Source organism: Pseudomonas sp. AC242 (genome assembly GCF_979258655.1).
Genome location: NZ_OZ409873.1, coordinates 5544999 through 5562812 on the forward strand (window position 1 = coordinate 5544999; position 17814 = coordinate 5562812).

Sequence of the window (17814 nt, forward strand, 5' to 3'; positions counted from 1 at the left end):
GAAACGCATCAAAAAAATATCCTGTAGAGCGCGACCGTCACGCCGGCACAGACATAACCGCCAATTAGCAGGAACGGCACAATCGAGATCCAGCCGTACGCCATGTAGGCATCACTGAGCTGACCGACGACCAGACTGAGCAGGCCATACAGCATCCATGGCACGGCGTAGAACGGGATGAACTTCACCGGCGCCCACCAAACCATCCGCAGTGCCTGTTGCTCGTTGCGGCTCTGCGCCGATCGGGACATCCATAGCGAAAAACCCAAAAGCCCGGGAATTCCCCACCACAACAGGTACTGCCAATAAATCCCGGACGACTCGGGTGTTGAATACTCGCCACTCCACAGGTCATAGGAACTGATCGCCAACACCGCCAGCAATGGCCACCACAATGCAGCCATGAAGAAGCTCAGTTGCGCACGACTAAGCATGAGCAGGGCTCGCAGGCGACGTCTGCCGCATCAGCGCAAGTCTTTCCCAACGCAGTTCAATCACCTGCGTGAGCAGAATCGCCAACAACGTGACTCCGCCTTGGGCCACGGTGTAGAACAGCGCACGTAGCGGGTTGTCCGGCACCATCATGAACAGAATCCAGGCAACCATCAGTGCGAGCAAACCGAGCTTGGCCCACAGGTTCGGGATGATCGCGGCCAGCGCGTTTATGCCAAAAAATATGTAGATGAACATGTAGTGAGCGATGCCAATCGCCACGCCACGGGTGGTGAATCCGCCGTTGAAGGCCTTATAGGCCACAACCACTGCGTTATTCAGAAACACGTAGGCCACGCATCCCGCCGCGTGAATCGCCAGACAGAGTGCAAGACGCGCGTAGATATTCATCGCTGCGCCACTCCCTGTTTTTTCGGCGTGATCGCCATCGCCGAATACACATAGAGTTCGACGCCGTCGTAGCCGCCGATGGCGGTAGCGCTCAACGGATAGCTGTCCCGTGTGCCGTATCGAACCCAGCCCTCAGTCCACATTCCGCCACTCTCGTGGCGAATCTCGACGTAATAGTCCGGCGCCTCGTTCCTGGTCACTTCAACGAATACCCCGCCATCCTCGGCGCCAACCCACAACGCGTTGGGATGAGCGAACAGCTTTGGTTTGGTCGAGCTTTCCATTCGCAACACCAGCGCGAAGCCGACCAGAATCGTCAGCAAACCGACCGAGCAGAGGAAAGCGGCCAGGCATTGCCACGCTCTTGATTTCATTGAGCCGTTCCCGCTAAAAAACTTCATGGGCAGAAAGAACCATCAGTAATGACCCATGAACGAACAGCTTTTTCTTCAGTTCTTTCGGTGCTTGCGACAGCCTTTTGCAATGTCTGCGCGTCGATAGTTTTGGTCGCCGTCGGGCTCTTGATCGACAGGCTGTACAGGTCGCTGATCTGACCGGCTACGTCCTCGCCGAACGATCTGTAGTTGGCGATAGTTCTGCGCTGATTTGGACTCAACACCAAGCGGCGGGCTTTATCGTCATAGTTGGAGTCATGCACCACGGACAATTCCAGAGGCACGCCACAGGTGTTCAGCAGGAAAACATTATTGCTGTAGACCTGCTGAGCGGCGTAGGTAGTCACTGGGATGAAAAACGTGAAAAACACTGCCCACCCCGACATCGAAATCATCCTTAACTGTTTCATGAGCAGATCGATGCCTCGCTGATCATTTCTTCGTACCTTGTTTCGCACTGCACCATGTTTTGAAATTCAGGCGATCAAACCCCTGACAAACATTTGCTTTGGAAATAAAAATGTAAGGCGCAGCCGCGTCATAAGAAAAATAATAATAATTTTCCCCATCCTGACCGTAGATCCAATAGGAAGACGACCCTTGATTTATCTCATAAGGTTCAAAGGCGAGGATTGAAGATTCCGCAGGAATAAAATTAACGCCGTCCATTAACAGCATTAGCGAATTGGAGAAAATATTTGTCCACACGACAACCCCCACAGCCAGAATGCCGGCAGCAAGCGCAAGAGTGGTAGACGTCGAGAGTTTATCTTTCATAAAAATACAACCACGCCGTACCTGCTTTCGCTGCGTCTAACAACGTCATTGCATCGGTTGAATACTTTTCGGCAAGCGGCCCCGAACCGTTGTAGGAAGCAATCACCTTTTTCAGCTGGTCGGCGGTCAGCGCTCCGGAGTGACAGCGAGTCCCGGTAGCCCGGTCAACCAGTTCACGTAGATGGCCGGCGCAATAGTAGAGGTCTGCCTTCCAATCATCACCCGGGATTCGCGTGTCCTGGTTCCAGCCAAAAATCCGGTACTGAACGTCTTCGGGCAAAGGTTTCTTGCAGTAATAGTTCTCTGTGTATTGAACGGACTTCTGCAATGTTGCCCTACTCATATTGGCAAAGCCGCTGGAGCCACCGGCCAACTTATCCGGGACGGCATCGAAAGCCAAGTTGTCAACAATTGCCAGCAGAGTGGTCAGCGACCGCTCGCCGAATTGCATGGTTTGAAGAAATTTACTGCCCTTAGGTCCATTCTCCTGCTGCAGAATAACCGCCAGCAAAATATGCGGGACGCCATAATATTCAGCCGCCTGCTTTATCCAGACACGAATTTCTGTATCAGAGAAACTTGCCTTGAGCATTTCTTTGGTTTTTGGCACGTACCACATAATTTGCAACGGAGAAGGCAGCTCGCCGGTATAGCTCGGGATGCTGTCGTAGCCAGCCAGCGTTGTGACTTCTTTTCCGTTACAGCGGCAAACCTGCAACTCTACCGGCGCAACCTCAGAGGTTTTTGTGCTCGCGGCCGCGCCAGCTGGCACATATTCCTGCCCGTCCTTATTGATTTTTTCAGCCTCGGCCATGAATGAGTACTCCCTCAGCTCTCAATAAAAACTTCGATTTTTTCGGAAGCTGTGTGGGCCTTCACGCGATGAGTCAGGCCCAACTCATTGGTGATTCCACTTTCGAGAGAACCATCCGCTCGACGGAGTAGGTATTTAGTATCCGCAAGCGGATTGCCCAGACCGTTTTTCAGCTGGAACTGAGCATCGAAGCCCGGAATGATCAAAGGCACTGGCGGCACAAACGCCACAGACGAATGCGAATTCCCGATGATCACCGTCCCGGAACCTGCCGTAACCTTGTTGCCGTGAGATCCAACGGAGCCGACCGTGGCGGCCGGTTTGCCATTGATCAAAACCGTGGTCGCCAGATCGCCGACCATCGCACCACCACACGCCGAGGCATCGCCTTGGCGGGCGGCCGCGAGGCCGTCGAAGAACACGTCGCAGGAACCGGCGGCGATCGGGTTGGTACCGTGGCCTGGGAGTGGGCAAGCGGTGGGGTCGGATACGCGTGCTGCTGGTTTGCCAGACATCGGGGATCTCCTTAGGTGACCTTGACTTGACCGCTGCCATCCAGGCGGGCGGAAAAACTGACCTGACGCTTGAACCCTTCAACTTCCAGCAGGCCTTCGATGCTGAAGGCGAGGCGCAGTTGATCGTGGTCACGCGGCAGGGAAATGACACGCACGTTGCTCAGGCGCGGCTCGTAGGCTTCGATGAAGTTTTCGATGGCCAGACGGGCCTGACTCAGGGAGTCGTGCAGGCTCAGACGCATGTCATTGAGATCGGGCAACCCGTAGTCGGCCAGCGTTTGCACGCTGCCGGCCCGGGTGCTGAGCATTTTGGCCAGATGGGCAGCCACTGACGCCATGGCACAAGCCTCAAGGCTGTTGCCCTTGCGTAGTTGTGCGTCGCCGTTGAGGCGTTCGAACAGGCTGCCGTATCCGTCCATGAGTCGCTCTTACTCTTTGTCCAGCTTGCCAACCAGCGACAGGGTGAAATCGGCACCCATGTACTTGAAGTGCGGACGCACGTTCAAGCTCACGCGGTACCAGCCCGGCTCGCCTTCAACGTCGCTGACGATCACTTGCGCAGCGCGCAGCGGACGACGGCCACGCACTTCGGCGCTCGGGTTTTCCTGGTCGGCAACGTACTGACGGATCCACTTGTTCAGTTCCAGCTCGAGGTCGGTACGTTCTTTCCACGAACCGAGTTGCTCGCGCTGCAGCACTTTCAAGTAGTGAGCCAGGCGGTTGACGATCATCATGTACGGCAGTTGGGTGCCGAGCTTGTAGTTCAGCTCTGCCGCCTTGCCTTCTGCGCTGATGCCGAAGAACTTCGGCTTCTGCACCGAACTGGCGGAGAAGAACGCCGCGTTGTCGGAGCCTTTACGCATGGTCAGGGAGATGAAGCCTTCCTCGGCCAGTTCGTATTCACGACGGTCGGAAACCAGAACCTCAGTAGGGATCTTGGTTTCGATTTCGCCCATGCTTTCGAAATGGTGCAACGGCAGATCTTCAACCGCGCCACCGCTCTGCGGGCCGATAATGTTCGGGCACCAGCGGAATTTGGCGAAGCTGTCGGTCAGCTTGGTGCCGAACGCGTAAGCAGTGTTGCCCCACAGGTAGTGCTCGTGGCTGTTGGCAACGGTTTCCTTGTACACGAACGATTTCACCGGGTTTTCTTCCGGATCGTACGGGTTACGCAGCAGGAAACGCGGCACGGTCAGGCCAACGTAGCGGGAGTCTTCCGAAGTACGGAAGCTCTGCCATTTGGCGAATTGCGGGCCTTCGAAGTGGTCTTTCAGATCTTTCAGATCCGGCAGGCCGGTGAAGCTTTCCAGACCGAAGAATTTCGGGCCGGCCGCAGCGATGAACGGCGCGTGCGACATGCACGAAACGCTGGCCACGTACTGCATCAGCTTGACGTCTGGCGAGCTCGGCGACATGTAGTAGTTAGCGATGATCGCGCCCACAGGCTGACCACCGAACTGGCCGTATTCAGCGGTGTAGATGTGCTTGTACAGGCCCGACTGCATGACTTCCGGCGAATCTTCGAAATCGTCCAGCAGGTCTTCTTTGGAGACGTTGAGGATTTCGATCTTGATGTTTTCGCGGAAGTTGGTGCGGTCGACCAGCAACTGCAGACCACGCCACGACGATTCCAGCGCCTGGAAGTCCGGGTGGTGCAGGATTTCGTCCATCTGACGGCTGAGCTTGGCATCGATCTCGGCGATCATGCGGTCAACCATGGCCTTCTTGACCGGCTCACCGTTGTTCTGCGGCTTGAGCAGTTCTTCGATGAACGCCGACACACCGCGCTTGGCGATGTCGTAGGCTTCGTCGTCCGGAGTCAGACGGGTTTCGGCGATGATGCTGTCGAGAATGCTGTACTCGCCGTTGCCGGCGCTCTTCTCTTGTGCTGCGCTAGTGCTCATTGTGTTGGCTTCCTTGGCTGGAGTCTCAGGCGTCCGGGGCTGCGGCGTTCAGGCCCAGCTCACCGAGTACGCGACCGCGGGATTCGTCGTCGGCGAGCACGCCTTCGATCGCTTTACGGAACGCAGGTGCGTTACCCAGCGGGCCTTTGAGGGCCACCAGCGCATCGCGCAGTTCCATCAGTTTTTTCAGCTCAGGCACTTGCTCGACCAGGCTGGCCGGGTTGAAGTCCTTCATCGAATTGACGCGCAGTTGCACAGCCAGCTCGTCGGCCTCGCCATCTTCCTGCAGACGGTTCGGCACGCTCAGCGTCAGACCCAGTTCTTGCTTGGCCAACACTTCGTCGAAGGTCATCTTGTCGATGCTGATCGGCTTGCGATCTTCGATTTTGCGATCGTCCTTGCGGTGGGTGTAGTCACCGATTGCCAGCAGCTTCAGCGGCAGTTCAATCTCTTCCTGAGCACCGCCGGTGGCGGGTTTGAAGGTGACGTTGATGCGTTCCTTGGGGGCTACCGAGCCTTCTTTGGCCATGGCTTTTCTCCTTGCGGTTGTGGCCCTGGGGCCTATTCGAGTACCACTTCGAGGTCGAGGTGGCACAGCCTGCGATAAATCTCTTCCTTGCGTTCACGTACGGCATGGTTCTGCGGCAACAACTCGCAGCAGCTATGCAGTAGATGCAGCACTTCCAATGCAAGATCGGGCTCCCAGGCGTGCAGGCCTGAGTCCTGTAATGTCTGATCGAGGGTTTCCAGCTGGTTCTTGGCCAGTTCGTATTTCTTGGCCATGAAGCACAGGCGCGCGAGGGCGAACTGCCAGAAGAAGCGCTCGCGGCCACCGTGGGCCGATTGCAAACCCTGCTTGAGCGTCTGCACGGCAGGCTTCAGGCCTTCCTTGCGCAGCAGCGGCAGGACTTCTTCGAGGGCTTTTTCCCAGGCTGGCTGGGTTTCGACGTTTTCGCTTTCGACCTTGCGCGGCGCACTGGCGCTTTGCAGGTGCGGCATGACGTTGGCGGCGATCCACGCCCGGGTGGACGGATCGGCAAACGGCGCGCCGTCATGGAAACGCAACTCGACAATGCCGGGCAGCCGTTGAACCAAAAGCGCGAAGTGGATTTCCACTTCGCGCATTGCCAACTCGGCGTTGAGGTTCTGGAGACACTCCCAGACCATCCTCTGGCCATCGAACCAGAACGGCGCCTTCGCCAGGCTCGCCTCCAGTTCCACCAGCAGGTCAGCGTATTTGCCCTGATCGAAACGGTCCTGATAGAGCTTGAGTTTTTCCAGCGGCAGACCGCGCAACACGGTGATCTGCTCGGCGTTGCGCTCCGGCACGGCGTCGATGGTCATCCACAGCAGTGTGCGATTGAGGCGCAGGGCGCGCAGGTCGGTGGCTTTCTGCTTGAGCCACCAGGCACACAATGGCCGGGCGCTTTCCTGTTGCGCGCGCAGGGCTTTGTGCGCATCTCGTTCGTTGTCGATCGGTGCGCCGGGAGTAAGCAACTGGCTCGCGGCCTGTTTGACCTGCGCCACCGCCGCACCGACCACACCGGGAGCCGGCTGGTTGTCGGCCGCGCGCTGGATCATGGTTTTCAGGCGACGGGAGATCGGCAGCAACAGCGGCGAGTCATCGCCCAGATGCTCAGCACACGCCGCTTCAAGGCCGGACAGGTGCTCGGAGAGCTGCCGGAACATCGGCAACTGCTCTTTGATCGCAATGTTTTCGGTAATGACCTGCTCGAGGCGCGGCACCAGCCAGCCGATGGCGGCGGCACGGGTACGGGGTTTGAGCGGGTGAACGTCGGCCCAGTTGTTTTCCGACAGATGGTGCAGCAGACCGAGGCCGGCCAGCAGACCGGGGAAGGATTCGCGCTGGTACAGCGACCAGGTCAGCCAGGCGCCGACACGCAAATCCTTGGATTGGGTACGCAGCAGATTTTCGCTGTTTTCGCGAATTTTCAGCCAGTCGATCTGCCCGCTTTCGTGCATCGACGAGGCTTTGGCCAGCTCACTTTCCAAGGCCTCGAATTCGCTCGAAAAACGAACGTCTTCGCCCGCGAAATTCTCTTTGGAAACAGAGACTTTTGCGAGTTCGAGGTAATGGGCGGAAAGTTTGCTTGAGTAGGACATCCATGGCCTTTATTAAGGATTACAGTCAGGCGCCTATTGGAGTTACCGCGGCGCGGGACAGTATCGAAGAGCGGTGACGCGACTCATCCAATTGAGATGTGCTCTTTCAAGTGGGCGCATCGTAATCACTATGATGGCCACTAGCAAGCATCTGATTAAACAACAAGACGAACTGTTCTTTGTTTGTTGTAGGAGGTTTCCCTATATTCAGTCAGGGAATCCCCGATGCTCTGCTTATATTCGCATACCCTTACAAAACACCGGGAAAGCTTGATTTAGAGCGATCGTTCCAACTGCCGTCGATCACCGGAAGCCGGGGCTGGCGAGAGTGGCGCGGAGCATGACGGGTTTTGAAAAATTCGGATGTAGGATGATTCCGAAAGACTTCGGTGTTGTTTCAACAAATCACCGCGAGACAACCAACAACTCAGAAAGTGCCATCAATATGATGGCTTTTATATATAGAGTATTGATTTAACTGTGAGGCTGATCGATAGCCAACAAATGCAATCAGTTAATCGGCCTTTATTAAGGCTGCAGGCCAGAATAAATCGGCAGGCATAAAAAATGGGCACCCGACCGCAATCGGTGTGCCCATTTTTCTACACGGTTCTCCCCGTTATTCGAGGAGTTCGCCGCAATTAAGGATTGACGCTGTCTTTCAACGATTTACCTGGCTTGAACGCAACGGTGTTGCTGGCCTTGATCTTCACCGGCTCACCGGTCTGCGGGTTTTTGCCGGTGCGGGCGCCGCGGTGGCGTTGCAGGAAGGTGCCGAAGCCTACCAGCGTGACGCTGTCCTTGCGGTGCAGAGCGCCGGTGATTTCTTCGAGAACGGCGTTGAGTACGCGGTTGGCCTGTTCTTTGGTCAGATCTGCTTTTTCAGCGATTGCAGCGGCGAGTTCTGGTTTACGCATTAGTGAAGCCCCTTTGACGGTTTTTTGTTGTTATGTCCGTGCTGTTCTCGTTGGAACAGCGCCCAAGGCGCCGCAGGCTCTACTCTGCGGCAGACGGGAGTGAGAATGGCACGCGGATACCGGCGGCGCCAGTCTCCCCGCGACCTTTGTAGGGGCAAAAGCGGGGTGATTCCGACAGAACGACCGGTATTTACGCCAGCAGGGCTGGAAGCTGTTTGTTCAGGGCAAGTTTTTCCATCACCGCGGCGCCGGTTAGCGCGTAGCCGAGCAATTGGCCGTCGGCGCTGTGGCACAGGGCTTTGATGTCGGCGCCCTGCCCTTCGACAGTCCAGACGCCTTCGCTGCCCCGTGGCGGCGGCGATACGACCAGCGGACACACCGGGGTTTTCACGGTGATCGGCATCGGGCCGTAGCTCACGGCGGTCGGGTTTCCGGCGAGGGTTTGTGCCAGTGCTCGCGCACAACTCATCAGGGGCATCACGTACAGCAGATTCAGCCCGTCGACCTCAGCGCAGTCGCCCAAGGCGTAAATATTGGCGTGGGAGGTTTTCAGATGGCGATCCACTACGACACCGCGATTGACCTGTACGCCAGCGGCCGCCGCCAGATCGATGCGCGGACGCAGGCCAATGGCCGAGACCACCACGTCGCAAGGAATGACCTGGCCGTCGGACAGATGCGCTTCCAGGCCGTCGGCGACTTTCTGCAATCGGGTCAGTACCGGGCCGAGATGAAATTTCGCACCGAGGCTTTCCAGCCCGGCCTGCACGGCTGCCGCTGCGGCCGGGTGCAGCAACATCGGCATGACCTGTTCGCACGGCGCCACCAGTTGCACTTCATAGCCACCGAGAATCAGGTCGTTGGCGAATTCGCAGCCAATCAGGCCGGCGCCGAGCAACAGCACCCGGCGCTTGCCGGCCGCCGCTGCGCGAAAGCGCGCGTAGTCTTCGAGATCATTGATCGGGAACACCAGATCGGCGCCATCGCCCTCGACCGGTACGCGCACGGTTTCTGCGCCCCAGGCGAGGATCAGGTCACGGTAATAAACCGCTTCTTCGCCGATCCACAGGCGTTTATGGCCGGCGTCGATGCCGCTGATGCGCGTATGAGTGCGCACTTCGGCTTTCAACTGCTCAGCCATGGCCCCCGGTTCAGCCATGCTCAGGCCATCGGCGTCTTTGTTCTTGCCGAAACCGGTGGAGAGCATCGGCTTGGAGTAAGAGCGCCCGTCATCGGCGGTGATCAGCAGCAGCGGGGTTTCGCTGTCGAGCTTGCGAAACTCGCGGGCCAGGTTATAGCCCGCCAGCCCAGTGCCAACGATGACGACAGGTGCGCTCATGCCTTACTCCTTTGTTTTGCTTAGTTGATTTCGATCATTTCGAAGTCCAGCTTGCCGACGCCGCAGTCGGGGCACAGCCAGTCTTCCGGCACGTCCTGCCACAGAGTGCCCGGCGCAATGCCGTCATCCGGCCAACCCTCGGCTTCGTTGTAGATCAGGCCGCAGACCACACATTGCCACTTTTTCATTCAAGTACTTCCTCAGGGTTCAGGCTTATTGCCGGCGCGGACGGTCGATGGGTGTTGCGCTGCCATCCGGCTCAGGGCGTTTTGTACTGATGGAGCCGGGCAGATGCAAGCCTGTTCGGCGCAACGGCGACCCGGATCAATCAATATCGGCGGCCACCATGTTAAGCTCGCCGCCTCATTTGCGGCCAATAATGACTCATTGTGCAACATTCAAATGCCTGCCCGGCCCCGCTCTGGCTGACTCAAAGCCGACTGACGCCCCTCCCCGATTCGTTGACCCTCGACTGGCTGTTCGACGAAGGCTCCCTCACCCGCCGACTGACCCGGCTGTCCAATGACGGCTTCAGCGTCACGCCACTGTTTGAAGGCTGGGACACCTTGCGTGCCGATGAATGCGCCGCACTGGATCTGGCCGAGGGCAGCGAAGGCTGGGTGCGCGAGGTGTATTTGCGTGGTCACGGCGAGGCCTGGGTGTTTGCCCGCAGCGTCGCTTCGCGCGCCGCCTTACAGGGTGACGGCTTGCACATGGACGAACTGGGCAGCCGCTCGCTGGGCGAATTGCTGTTTTGCGATCAGGCCTTCCAGCGCCGCGCCCTCGAAGTCTGCCACTACCCTGAACAATGGCTGCCGCCAGCCGCCAAAGCGCCAGAGTTGTGGGGCCGGCGGTCGCGCTTCGACCGTGGCGCGTTGAGCGTGCTGGTCGCGGAAATCTTTCTGCCGAGTCTGTGGAGCGCCGCCCGCGCCCATCCGGAGAACTGCTGATGTATCAGAGCCTGCTCAAGTCCCTGAACCGCTTGAACCCGCGCGCCTGGGATTTCATTCAGTTGACCCGGATGGACAAGCCGATCGGCATTTACCTGCTGCTCTGGCCGACGCTGTGGGCGTTATGGATTGCAGGCAAAGGCTCGCCATCGCTGGCCAATATCGTGATTTTCGTCCTCGGCGTGGTGCTGACCCGCGCCGGCGGCTGCGTGATCAACGACTGGGCCGATCGCAAGGTCGACGGCCACGTCAAACGCACCGCGCAACGGCCGCTGGCCAGCGGCAAGATCAGTTCGAAAGAGGCGCTGGTGTTCTTCGCGCTGCTGATGGGCGTGAGTTTCCTGCTGGTGCTGTGCACCAATGCGCCGACCATCTGGCTGTCGCTGGGCGGTCTGGCGCTGGCGTTCACTTATCCGTTCATGAAGCGCTACACCTATTACCCGCAAGTGGTACTGGGCGCGGCGTTTTCGTGGGGGATGCCGATGGCGTTTACTGCCGAGACCGGTGAGTTGCCGGCGGCAGCGTGGCTGCTGTGGATCGCCAATCTGCTGTGGACGGTGGGTTACGACACCTATTACGCGATGACCGATCGCGATGACGATTTGAAGATTGGCGTGAAATCCACGGCAATTCTGTTTGGCGAGGCGGACCGGGTGATCATCCTGAGCCTGCAGGCGTTGTCGCTGGGCTGCCTGCTGCTGGCGGGGTCGAAGTTCGAGTTGGGGATCTGGTTCCATCTCGGCTTGCTGGTGGCTGCCGGGTGTTATGCGTGGGAATTCTGGTACACCCGCGATCGTGACCGCATGCGCTGCTTCAAGGCGTTTTTGCACAATCATTGGGCCGGGTTGGCGATATTCGTCGGGATCGTGCTGGATTACGCGTTGCGCTAAACGCAAATCAATGTAGGAGTGAGCCTGCTCGCGAAAGCGGTGTGTCAGTTAACGAAAATGCCGACTGATACACCGCTATCGCGAGCAGGCTCACTCCTACAAGGGACCGCGTTTACTTGGCTTTGGCGACTTTCCACGCGCCGTCCATTTTGCCGTCACCGGTCATGTCACCGGCTTTCTTGTCCATCACGAAGGTGTACAGCGGCATGCCTTGGTAGGCCCATTGCATCGTGCCGTCGTCGCGTTTGATGACAGTCCAGTCACCCATCGACTTGTCACCCGCGGTCGCCATCAACGGCGGCCAGTTCGTTGCGCATTTGTCGTTGCACATCGACTTGCCGCCCGAGTCCTTGGCGAAGGTATACAGGGTCATGCCCTTGTGGTCGGTGTACATGCCGTCCTTCTCCATCGCCGGATCCGCAGCCAGTGCAAATCCAGGCAATGTCAGGGCCGCAGCCATCAGCAGGGCTTTGAAAGAAACAGTCATTTGAGTCATGGAAACCTTCTTTTGTGGTTGTCAGGATTCGGACTTAGAGCTTAGTTGAGGATTTGCACAATCGCTGCCGGACTAAAATACTGTCACACGACTGCAATAATTCCGTTATCTAATGCGGCGCAAGACAGTTAAATGACAAGAGGATTAAGGCATGGTTGGCAGGAGCATTCTGATCGTCGACGACGAAGCGCCCATTCGCGAAATGATCGCCGTTGCGTTGGAAATGGCCGGCTATGACTGCCTCGAGGCAGAGAACTCGCAGCAGGCGCACGCCATCATCGTCGACCGCAAGCCGGACCTGATCCTGCTCGACTGGATGCTGCCCGGCACCTCCGGCATCGAGCTGGCCCGTCGTCTGAAACGTGATGAACTGACCGGGGACATCCCGATCATCATGCTCACCGCCAAGGGTGAAGAGGACAACAAGATCCAGGGTCTGGAAGTCGGCGCCGACGACTACATCACCAAACCGTTTTCCCCGCGCGAACTGGTCGCACGCCTCAAAGCCGTGCTGCGCCGCGCCGGTCCGACCGACGGCGAAGCGCCGATCGAAGTCGGTGGCCTGCTGCTCGACCCGATCAGCCACCGCGTAACCATCGACGGCAAACCGGCCGAGATGGGCCCGACCGAATACCGTCTGCTGCAATTCTTCATGACCCACCAGGAACGCGCCTACACCCGTGGCCAGTTGCTGGATCAGGTCTGGGGCGGCAACGTCTATGTTGAAGAGCGCACCGTCGACGTGCACATCCGCCGCCTGCGCAAGGCCCTCGGTGACGCTTACGAAAATCTGGTACAAACCGTGCGCGGCACCGGCTACCGGTTTTCCACCAAGGCCTGAGCCGACCGCCAGACTCGCAGACAAGGACCGTATTTCCCGTGAATCAAAACTGGCATGGCACCCTGATTCGCCACATGCTGCTGCTGGTCACCGTCTGCCTGGTGATCGGCCTGATCACCGGCTATTACGGCTGGAGCCTCGCGGCGGGCCTGGGGATCTATCTGGCCTGGACGCTGAAGCAATTGCTGCGTCTGCACGAATGGCTGCGCCAGCATCAACCCGACGAAGCACCGCCCGATGGCTATGGTCTGTGGGGCGAAGTGTTCGACAGCATCTACCACCTGCAACGCCGCGACCAACGTGTGCGCGGGCGCCTGCAAGCGGTGATTGACCGGGTGCAGGAATCCACCGCCGCGCTGAAAGACGCGGTGATCATGCTCGACAGCGACGGCAACCTGGAATGGTGGAACCGCGCTGCCGAAACCTTGCTCGGCCTCAAGACCCCGCAGGACAGCGGCCAACCGGTGACCAACCTGGTGCGCCATCCGCGCTTCAAGGAGTACTTCGAGCAGGACAGCTACGCCGAGCCGCTGGAAATCCCCTCGCCAACCAACGATCGCGTGCGCATTCAGTTGTACCTGACCCGCTACGGCAACAACGAACACTTGATGCTGGTGCGCGATGTCACGCGCATCCATCAGCTGGAACAGATGCGCAAAGACTTCATCGCCAACGTCTCTCACGAGTTGCGCACACCGCTGACAGTGATCTGCGGCTATCTGGAAACCCTGCTCGACAACGTCGAAGAAGTGAATCCGCGCTGGAGCCGCGCTCTGCAGCAGATGCAGCAACAGGGCGGACGCATGCAGACGCTGCTCAACGATTTGTTGCTGCTGGCGAAACTCGAAGCCACCGATTACCCGTCGGACAACCAGCCGGTGCAGATCGACAGCCTGCTGCAATCGATCAAGAGCGATGCGCAGCAATTGTCCGGCGCGAAGAACCAGCGCATCAGCCTCGAAGCCGACGCCGGCCTGTTGCTCAAGGGCAGCGAGGCGGAATTGCGCAGCGCGTTCTCCAATCTGGTGTTCAACGCGGTGAAGTACACCCCGGCCGAGGGCAACATCCGCATTCGCTGGTGGGGCGACGATCAGGGCGCGCACCTGAGCGTGCAGGATTCCGGGATCGGGATCGACAGCAAACACCTGCCGCGCCTGACCGAACGCTTCTACCGCGTCGATTCCAGTCGCAACTCCAACACCGGCGGCACCGGTCTGGGTCTGGCCATCGTCAAGCACGTATTGCTGCGCCACCGCGCACGCATGGAGATCAGCAGCGTGCCCGGTCACGGCAGCACGTTCACCTGCCATTTTGCCCCGGCTCAGGTGGCCCATGTGCGGGCCATCAGCGCCGCCGAGTAAGACCGACCGGCACTCGCCACTAGGCAATCGCCATGTCAGCCGCTACATTGGCTGACTTGTGCCTGCCTTTCAGGCGCGATTTTTCTCCCTCTTGAATCACACGGAACCCGCAAAACTCCATCATGGACCCTTCCCCTGGCTTGTCCCTCGCAACAATATTCGCCGATTTCGGCATGATCCTTTTTGCTCTGATCCTGGTTTTGCTCAACGGCTTTTTCGTTGCGGCGGAATTCGCCATGGTCAAACTGCGCTCGACCCGGGTCGAGGCCATCGCTGATCAGAACGGCTGGCGCGGACACATCCTGCGCACCGTGCACAGTCAGCTCGATGCGTACCTCTCGGCGTGTCAGCTGGGTATCACCCTCGCCTCCCTCGGCCTCGGCTGGGTCGGTGAGCCGGCCTTTGCGCACATTCTCGAACCGCTGCTGAGCGCGGTCGGCGTGCAGTCGCCGGAAATCGTCAAAGGCGTGTCGTTCTTCACCGCGTTCTTCATCATTTCGTACCTGCACATCGTCGTCGGTGAACTGGCCCCGAAATCCTGGGCGATCCGCAAACCCGAGCTGCTGTCGCTGTGGACGGCCGTGCCGCTGTACCTGTTCTACTGGGCGATGTACCCGGCGATCTACCTGCTCAACGCCAGCGCCAACGCGATCCTGCGTATCGCCGGCCAAGGCGAACCCGGCCCGCACCACGAACACCATTACAGCCGTGAAGAACTGAAACTGATCCTGCACTCCAGCCGTGGCCAGGATCCGAGCGATCAGGGCATGCGTGTTCTGGCGTCTGCGGTGGAAATGGGCGAGCTGGAAGTGGTCGACTGGGCCAACTCCCGCGAAGACCTGATCACCCTCGAATTCAACGCGCCGCTGAAAGAAATCCTGGCGATGTTCCGTCGCCACAAGTTCAGCCGTTATCCGGTGTACGACAGCGAGCGCCAGGAGTTCGTCGGCCTGCTGCACATCAAGGATCTGCTGCTGGAATTGGCAGCACTGGATCACATTCCCGAGTCGTTCAACCTCGCCGAACTGACCCGCCCGCTGGAACGCGTATCACGGCACATGCCGCTGTCGCAGTTGCTGGAGCAGTTCCGCAAGGGCGGCTCGCACTTCGCCGTGGTCGAGGAGGCTGACGGCAACATCATCGGCTACCTGACCATGGAAGACGTGCTGGAAGTGCTGGTCGGCGACATTCAGGACGAACATCGCAAGGCTGAGCGCGGGATCCTCGCCTATCAGCCGGGCAAGCTCTTGGTGCGGGGTGACACGCCGCTGTTCAAGGTGGAACGCCTGTTGGGCATCGACCTTGATCACATCGAAGCGGAAACCCTTGCCGGGCTGGTCTACGAGACTTTGAAGCGCGTACCTGAAGAGGAAGAAGTGCTGGAGGTCGAAGGCCTGCGGATCATCATCAAGAAGATGAAAGGGCCGAAGATTGTGCTGGCCAAGGTGTTGATGCTGGATTGAGTGCAATGCGGGAAACCGCGTTGCCTGCTAAAAGATCGCAGCCTGCGGCAGCTCCTACAGGGATCGCATTCCCATGCAGGAGTTGCCGCAGGCTGCGATCTTTTGCTTTTAGAAGCTTACTGCTTGCCCAACGCAAAGTTGGGCAACGCCCCCAGCGGTTGGTTGAACTGATACGGAATCGACACCAGCCCCTCGCCGGTATTGCGCTGTACGACAAAGTGCAAATGCGGGCCGCTGCTGTTGCCGGTATTGCCTGACAGCGCCAACGGACTGCCCACCGTCACCCGCTGCCCTTCGCGCACGCTCACCGAACCTTGCTTGAGGTGCAGGTACACGCCCATGGTGCCGTCGTCGTGCAGCACCCGCACGAAATTGCCCGACGCATCATTGCCGCGCCCACTCTGCGAGTTTTCAGTCTTCACCACCACCCCGGCCCGCGCGGCAATGATCGGCGTACCCACCGGCATGGCGATGTCCATCGCATAGCGATTCTTCGGCCCATAGTGGCTGTACTGACCGTTGGCGCCCTGACTCAGACGAAACGGCCCACCGCGCCACGGCAACGGGTAGCGATAGCTCTGCGCAGCACCAGAAGGGTCACCCAGTGAATATTGGAACTGCGGCGAATAGACCAGCGGTTTGCCGCTGGCAATCGCCGTCAGCAGCGCCAGACGCGTGTTGCTGCGCGCCGGCAGCACCCGGCGGATGGCTTTGGCTGGCGCGCCGCGTACATTGCTCATGCCGGTAAACGCCAGTGCCACCTCGACCGGTGCATACAGATCGTTGCGTACGAACACCACGTCAACGCCCTTCTGCTTCTTGATATCGAGATAGACCTGCCGCTCCAGGCGCTCAACCATGCGGTCCTGAAAGACGAACACCTGCGAGCCTTTGCTCGGCCGGTCGCTGTAGGAGACCACGCCGTTGGCATCGGTGGATTTGTAAATGGTCATGGCCACAGCCGAGGTGGAGGCCATGAAGAGACCACAGAAAAACAGCAGGCGCGCGAGCATGGGCAAAAGTCTGTCGAAAGGTAGGCCTGGAAAAGAGCCTAGCAGGTGAAGCAGACCAGGCTAGTCGACAGATGTTTCAATTTGCCCAGCGCACAAAGCAAAAGATCGCAGCCTTCGGCAGCTCCTACAGGGAAAATGCATTCCAATGTAGGAGCTGCCGAAGGCTGCGATCTTTTCACAGACGCCGATTACGCGCCCGGAACGAAGTGCTTCTGCGCCGTACCGCGGGCGATCAGGCGAGAGATGTAGTCGAGCTTCTGCGCATCCTGGTCGACAAAGCGGAACGTCAGTTGCAGCCAGTCGCTGTCCGGTTTCGGCTCAAACGCAACGACGGCGTGCAGGTAGCCGTTGAGGCGGGCGATTTCGGCGTTGTCGCCCTGCTCCAGATCGAGCACGGCGCTGTCGAGGATCTGCGGCAGGGTGTCGGTGCGTTTCACCACCAACAATGCTTCTTTGATGCTCAAAGCCTTGATCACGCATTGCTGAGTGCCGCTTGGCAGGCGCAATTGGCCCTGGCCACGACCGCTGGCCGGAGCCGACGCGGCGACTGGCGCCTTGACCGGTGGGCTGTTAAGCAAACCACGCGATGGCGCGGCGGCGGGCGCTGGCGCGGCAGCTGCCGGTTTGGCGAACGGGTTGACCGCAGCCGCTGCCGGGGCACCGCCGACCACGGCAGGCTTGCCACCGGTCAAGGCGCTCAGAGAATCGTTACCGAACGCCGAGTTCATCTTGGTCGGCGCGCTGTTCATCAGGGTATCGAGCTTGCCGACCTTGTTCAGCGCCTGTTTGACCTTGGTCAGCAGTTGCTCGTTGGTGAACGGCTTGCTGACGTAACCGGAAACACCGGCCTGAATCGCCTGCACGACGTTTTCCTTGTCGCCACGGCTGGTGACCATGACGAATGGCATGGTCTTGAGGTTGTCTTGTTCGCGGCACCAGGTCAGCAGTTCGAGACCGGACATTTCCGGCATTTCCCAGTCGCACAGCACCAGGTCGAACGCTTCCTTGGCCAGCATGGCCTGAGCCTTCTTGCCGTTGACGGCGTCCTCGGTACGGATCCCTGGGAAATAATTACGCAGGCACTTTTTCACCAGGTCACGAATGAACGAAGCATCGTCCACGACCAACACACTGATCTTGCTCATCCAACACCCCTATTAAAATCCCGGCAA

General features: G+C 58.8%; 22 protein-coding genes. 5 read left to right on the top strand and 17 right to left on the bottom strand.

Features of this window, described 5'->3' with window-relative positions; translation table 11 throughout:
* Nucleotides 1–8 precede the first annotated feature (8 nt).
* The 14 genes from ACZZ0A_RS24995 to ACZZ0A_RS25060 form a co-directional block, all read right to left on the bottom strand.
* Nucleotides 9–404 (bottom strand): hypothetical protein, encoded by a 396-nt coding sequence (locus ACZZ0A_RS24995; RefSeq protein WP_463543857.1) that lies wholly within the window; start codon nucleotides 402–404, stop codon nucleotides 9–11.
* A 22-nt stretch (nucleotides 405–426) separates the two neighbouring features.
* A complete protein-coding gene (locus ACZZ0A_RS25000) occupies nucleotides 427–843 on the bottom strand; it encodes a hypothetical protein (RefSeq protein ID WP_110718144.1) in 417 nt (138 codons plus the stop codon).
* Nucleotides 840–1217 carry a hypothetical protein gene (locus ACZZ0A_RS25005; RefSeq protein WP_123376082.1) on the bottom strand — a complete coding sequence of 126 codons (378 nt, stop codon included), beginning with the start codon at nucleotides 1215–1217 and terminating at the stop codon, nucleotides 840–842. Before ACZZ0A_RS25005 ends, ACZZ0A_RS25000 begins: the two co-directional genes overlap by 4 nt.
* A 23-nt stretch (nucleotides 1218–1240) precedes the next feature.
* Complete coding sequence (locus ACZZ0A_RS25010; protein WP_463543858.1) at nucleotides 1241–1624, bottom strand: hypothetical protein; 384 nt, start codon at nucleotides 1622–1624, stop codon at nucleotides 1241–1243.
* Nucleotides 1625–1670: 46 nt separating this feature from the next.
* Complete coding sequence (locus ACZZ0A_RS25015; protein WP_150694286.1) at nucleotides 1671–2015, bottom strand: hypothetical protein; 345 nt, start codon at nucleotides 2013–2015, stop codon at nucleotides 1671–1673.
* Nucleotides 2005–2829, bottom strand: coding sequence for a hypothetical protein (locus tag ACZZ0A_RS25020; RefSeq protein WP_095119780.1), 825 nt, complete (start codon nucleotides 2827–2829; stop codon nucleotides 2005–2007). Before ACZZ0A_RS25020 ends, ACZZ0A_RS25015 begins: the two co-directional genes overlap by 11 nt.
* A gap of 14 nt (nucleotides 2830–2843) precedes the next feature.
* A complete protein-coding gene (locus ACZZ0A_RS25025) occupies nucleotides 2844–3344 on the bottom strand; it encodes a PAAR domain-containing protein (RefSeq protein WP_463543859.1) in 501 nt (166 codons plus the stop codon).
* 11 nt (nucleotides 3345–3355) lie between these two features.
* On the bottom strand, nucleotides 3356–3763 hold the full coding sequence (tssE, locus tag ACZZ0A_RS25030) for a type VI secretion system baseplate subunit TssE (protein ID WP_007920274.1): 408 nt from the start codon (nucleotides 3761–3763) through the stop codon (nucleotides 3356–3358).
* 9 nt (nucleotides 3764–3772) lie between these two features.
* Complete coding sequence (gene tssC / locus ACZZ0A_RS25035; protein WP_007920272.1) at nucleotides 3773–5248, bottom strand: type VI secretion system contractile sheath large subunit; 1476 nt, start codon at nucleotides 5246–5248, stop codon at nucleotides 3773–3775.
* A gap of 25 nt (nucleotides 5249–5273) precedes the next feature.
* Nucleotides 5274–5777 carry a type VI secretion system contractile sheath small subunit gene (gene tssB, locus ACZZ0A_RS25040; RefSeq protein WP_003229587.1) on the bottom strand — a complete coding sequence of 168 codons (504 nt, stop codon included), beginning with the start codon at nucleotides 5775–5777 and terminating at the stop codon, nucleotides 5274–5276.
* A 32-nt stretch (nucleotides 5778–5809) separates the two neighbouring features.
* Nucleotides 5810–7372 (bottom strand): type VI secretion system protein TssA, encoded by a 1563-nt coding sequence (gene tssA, locus ACZZ0A_RS25045; protein WP_007920270.1) that lies wholly within the window; start codon nucleotides 7370–7372, stop codon nucleotides 5810–5812.
* A gap of 641 nt (nucleotides 7373–8013) precedes the next feature.
* Complete coding sequence (locus tag ACZZ0A_RS25050) at nucleotides 8014–8289, bottom strand: HU family DNA-binding protein (RefSeq protein WP_003213368.1); 276 nt, start codon at nucleotides 8287–8289, stop codon at nucleotides 8014–8016.
* Between the two features lie 190 nt (nucleotides 8290–8479).
* Nucleotides 8480–9628, bottom strand: coding sequence for an NAD(P)/FAD-dependent oxidoreductase (locus tag ACZZ0A_RS25055; RefSeq protein ID WP_095113195.1), 1149 nt, complete (start codon nucleotides 9626–9628; stop codon nucleotides 8480–8482).
* A 20-nt stretch (nucleotides 9629–9648) separates the two neighbouring features.
* The gene (locus ACZZ0A_RS25060; protein ID WP_007920267.1) at nucleotides 9649–9816 is read right to left on the bottom strand and encodes a rubredoxin; all 168 of its coding nucleotides are present in this window, start codon (nucleotides 9814–9816) and stop codon (nucleotides 9649–9651) included.
* Between the two features lie 201 nt (nucleotides 9817–10017).
* Between ACZZ0A_RS25060 and ACZZ0A_RS25065 the strand changes: the two genes are divergently transcribed.
* Nucleotides 10018–10578 carry a chorismate--pyruvate lyase family protein gene (locus ACZZ0A_RS25065; protein WP_463543860.1) on the top strand — a complete coding sequence of 187 codons (561 nt, stop codon included), beginning with the start codon at nucleotides 10018–10020 and terminating at the stop codon, nucleotides 10576–10578.
* Complete coding sequence (gene ubiA, locus ACZZ0A_RS25070; protein WP_007920263.1) at nucleotides 10578–11468, top strand: 4-hydroxybenzoate octaprenyltransferase; 891 nt, start codon at nucleotides 10578–10580, stop codon at nucleotides 11466–11468. The genes ACZZ0A_RS25065 and ubiA overlap by 1 nt, the downstream gene beginning before the upstream one ends.
* Before the next feature lie 112 nt (nucleotides 11469–11580).
* Here the strand turns inward: ubiA and ACZZ0A_RS25075 are convergent, their stop codons facing one another.
* Nucleotides 11581–11964 (bottom strand): COG4315 family predicted lipoprotein, encoded by a 384-nt coding sequence (locus ACZZ0A_RS25075; RefSeq protein ID WP_095113194.1) that lies wholly within the window; start codon nucleotides 11962–11964, stop codon nucleotides 11581–11583.
* Nucleotides 11965–12115: 151 nt separating this feature from the next.
* Between ACZZ0A_RS25075 and phoB the strand changes: the two genes are divergently transcribed.
* From phoB to ACZZ0A_RS25090, 3 genes are all read left to right on the top strand, one after another.
* Nucleotides 12116–12805 (top strand): phosphate regulon transcriptional regulator PhoB, encoded by a 690-nt coding sequence (gene phoB / locus ACZZ0A_RS25080; RefSeq protein ID WP_007896474.1) that lies wholly within the window; start codon nucleotides 12116–12118, stop codon nucleotides 12803–12805.
* Nucleotides 12806–12879: 74 nt separating this feature from the next.
* Nucleotides 12880–14166 carry a phosphate regulon sensor histidine kinase PhoR gene (gene phoR / locus ACZZ0A_RS25085; RefSeq protein WP_238539543.1) on the top strand — a complete coding sequence of 429 codons (1287 nt, stop codon included), beginning with the start codon at nucleotides 12880–12882 and terminating at the stop codon, nucleotides 14164–14166.
* A gap of 122 nt (nucleotides 14167–14288) precedes the next feature.
* The gene (locus tag ACZZ0A_RS25090) at nucleotides 14289–15629 is read left to right on the top strand and encodes a hemolysin family protein (protein WP_007920256.1); all 1341 of its coding nucleotides are present in this window, start codon (nucleotides 14289–14291) and stop codon (nucleotides 15627–15629) included.
* Nucleotides 15630–15745: 116 nt separating this feature from the next.
* On the opposite strand, the gene ACZZ0A_RS25095 is transcribed toward ACZZ0A_RS25090, so the two are convergent.
* The gene (locus tag ACZZ0A_RS25095) at nucleotides 15746–16642 is read right to left on the bottom strand and encodes a peptidoglycan DD-metalloendopeptidase family protein (RefSeq protein ID WP_463543861.1); all 897 of its coding nucleotides are present in this window, start codon (nucleotides 16640–16642) and stop codon (nucleotides 15746–15748) included.
* Between the two features lie 188 nt (nucleotides 16643–16830).
* Complete coding sequence (locus ACZZ0A_RS25100; protein ID WP_007920252.1) at nucleotides 16831–17787, bottom strand: response regulator; 957 nt, start codon at nucleotides 17785–17787, stop codon at nucleotides 16831–16833.
* Nucleotides 17788–17814: the final 27 nt, after the last annotated feature.

Bases quoted from the DNA above. Each gene is read 5' to 3' on its own strand.
- ACZZ0A_RS24995 (WP_463543857.1), bottom strand. From the start codon at position 404: ATGGCTGCATTGTGGTGGCCATTGCTGGCGGTGTTGGCGATCAGTTCC.
- ACZZ0A_RS25000 (WP_110718144.1), bottom strand. From the start codon at position 843: ATGAATATCTACGCGCGTCTTGCACTCTGTCTGGCGATTCACGCGGCG.
- ACZZ0A_RS25005 (WP_123376082.1), bottom strand. From the start codon at position 1,217: ATGAAATCAAGAGCGTGGCAATGCCTGGCCGCTTTCCTCTGCTCGGTC.
- ACZZ0A_RS25010 (WP_463543858.1), bottom strand. From the start codon at position 1,624: ATGTCGGGGTGGGCAGTGTTTTTCACGTTTTTCATCCCAGTGACTACC.
- ACZZ0A_RS25015 (WP_150694286.1), bottom strand. From the start codon at position 2,015: ATGAAAGATAAACTCTCGACGTCTACCACTCTTGCGCTTGCTGCCGGC.
- ACZZ0A_RS25020 (WP_095119780.1), bottom strand. From the start codon at position 2,829: ATGGCCGAGGCTGAAAAAATCAATAAGGACGGGCAGGAATATGTGCCA.
- ACZZ0A_RS25025 (WP_463543859.1), bottom strand. From the start codon at position 3,344: ATGTCTGGCAAACCAGCAGCACGCGTATCCGACCCCACCGCTTGCCCA.
- tssE (WP_007920274.1), bottom strand. From the start codon at position 3,763: ATGGACGGATACGGCAGCCTGTTCGAACGCCTCAACGGCGACGCACAA.
- tssC (WP_007920272.1), bottom strand. From the start codon at position 5,248: ATGAGCACTAGCGCAGCACAAGAGAAGAGCGCCGGCAACGGCGAGTAC.
- tssB (WP_003229587.1), bottom strand. From the start codon at position 5,777: ATGGCCAAAGAAGGCTCGGTAGCCCCCAAGGAACGCATCAACGTCACC.
- tssA (WP_007920270.1), bottom strand. From the start codon at position 7,372: ATGTCCTACTCAAGCAAACTTTCCGCCCATTACCTCGAACTCGCAAAA.
- ACZZ0A_RS25050 (WP_003213368.1), bottom strand. From the start codon at position 8,289: ATGCGTAAACCAGAACTCGCCGCTGCAATCGCTGAAAAAGCAGATCTG.
- ACZZ0A_RS25055 (WP_095113195.1), bottom strand. From the start codon at position 9,628: ATGAGCGCACCTGTCGTCATCGTTGGCACTGGGCTGGCGGGCTATAAC.
- ACZZ0A_RS25060 (WP_007920267.1), bottom strand. From the start codon at position 9,816: ATGAAAAAGTGGCAATGTGTGGTCTGCGGCCTGATCTACAACGAAGCC.
- ubiA (WP_007920263.1), top strand. From the start codon at position 10,578: ATGTATCAGAGCCTGCTCAAGTCCCTGAACCGCTTGAACCCGCGCGCC.
- ACZZ0A_RS25075 (WP_095113194.1), bottom strand. From the start codon at position 11,964: ATGACTCAAATGACTGTTTCTTTCAAAGCCCTGCTGATGGCTGCGGCC.
- phoB (WP_007896474.1), top strand. From the start codon at position 12,116: ATGGTTGGCAGGAGCATTCTGATCGTCGACGACGAAGCGCCCATTCGC.
- phoR (WP_238539543.1), top strand. From the start codon at position 12,880: ATGCTGCTGCTGGTCACCGTCTGCCTGGTGATCGGCCTGATCACCGGC.
- ACZZ0A_RS25090 (WP_007920256.1), top strand. From the start codon at position 14,289: ATGGACCCTTCCCCTGGCTTGTCCCTCGCAACAATATTCGCCGATTTC.
- ACZZ0A_RS25095 (WP_463543861.1), bottom strand. From the start codon at position 16,642: ATGCTCGCGCGCCTGCTGTTTTTCTGTGGTCTCTTCATGGCCTCCACC.
- ACZZ0A_RS25100 (WP_007920252.1), bottom strand. From the start codon at position 17,787: ATGAGCAAGATCAGTGTGTTGGTCGTGGACGATGCTTCGTTCATTCGT.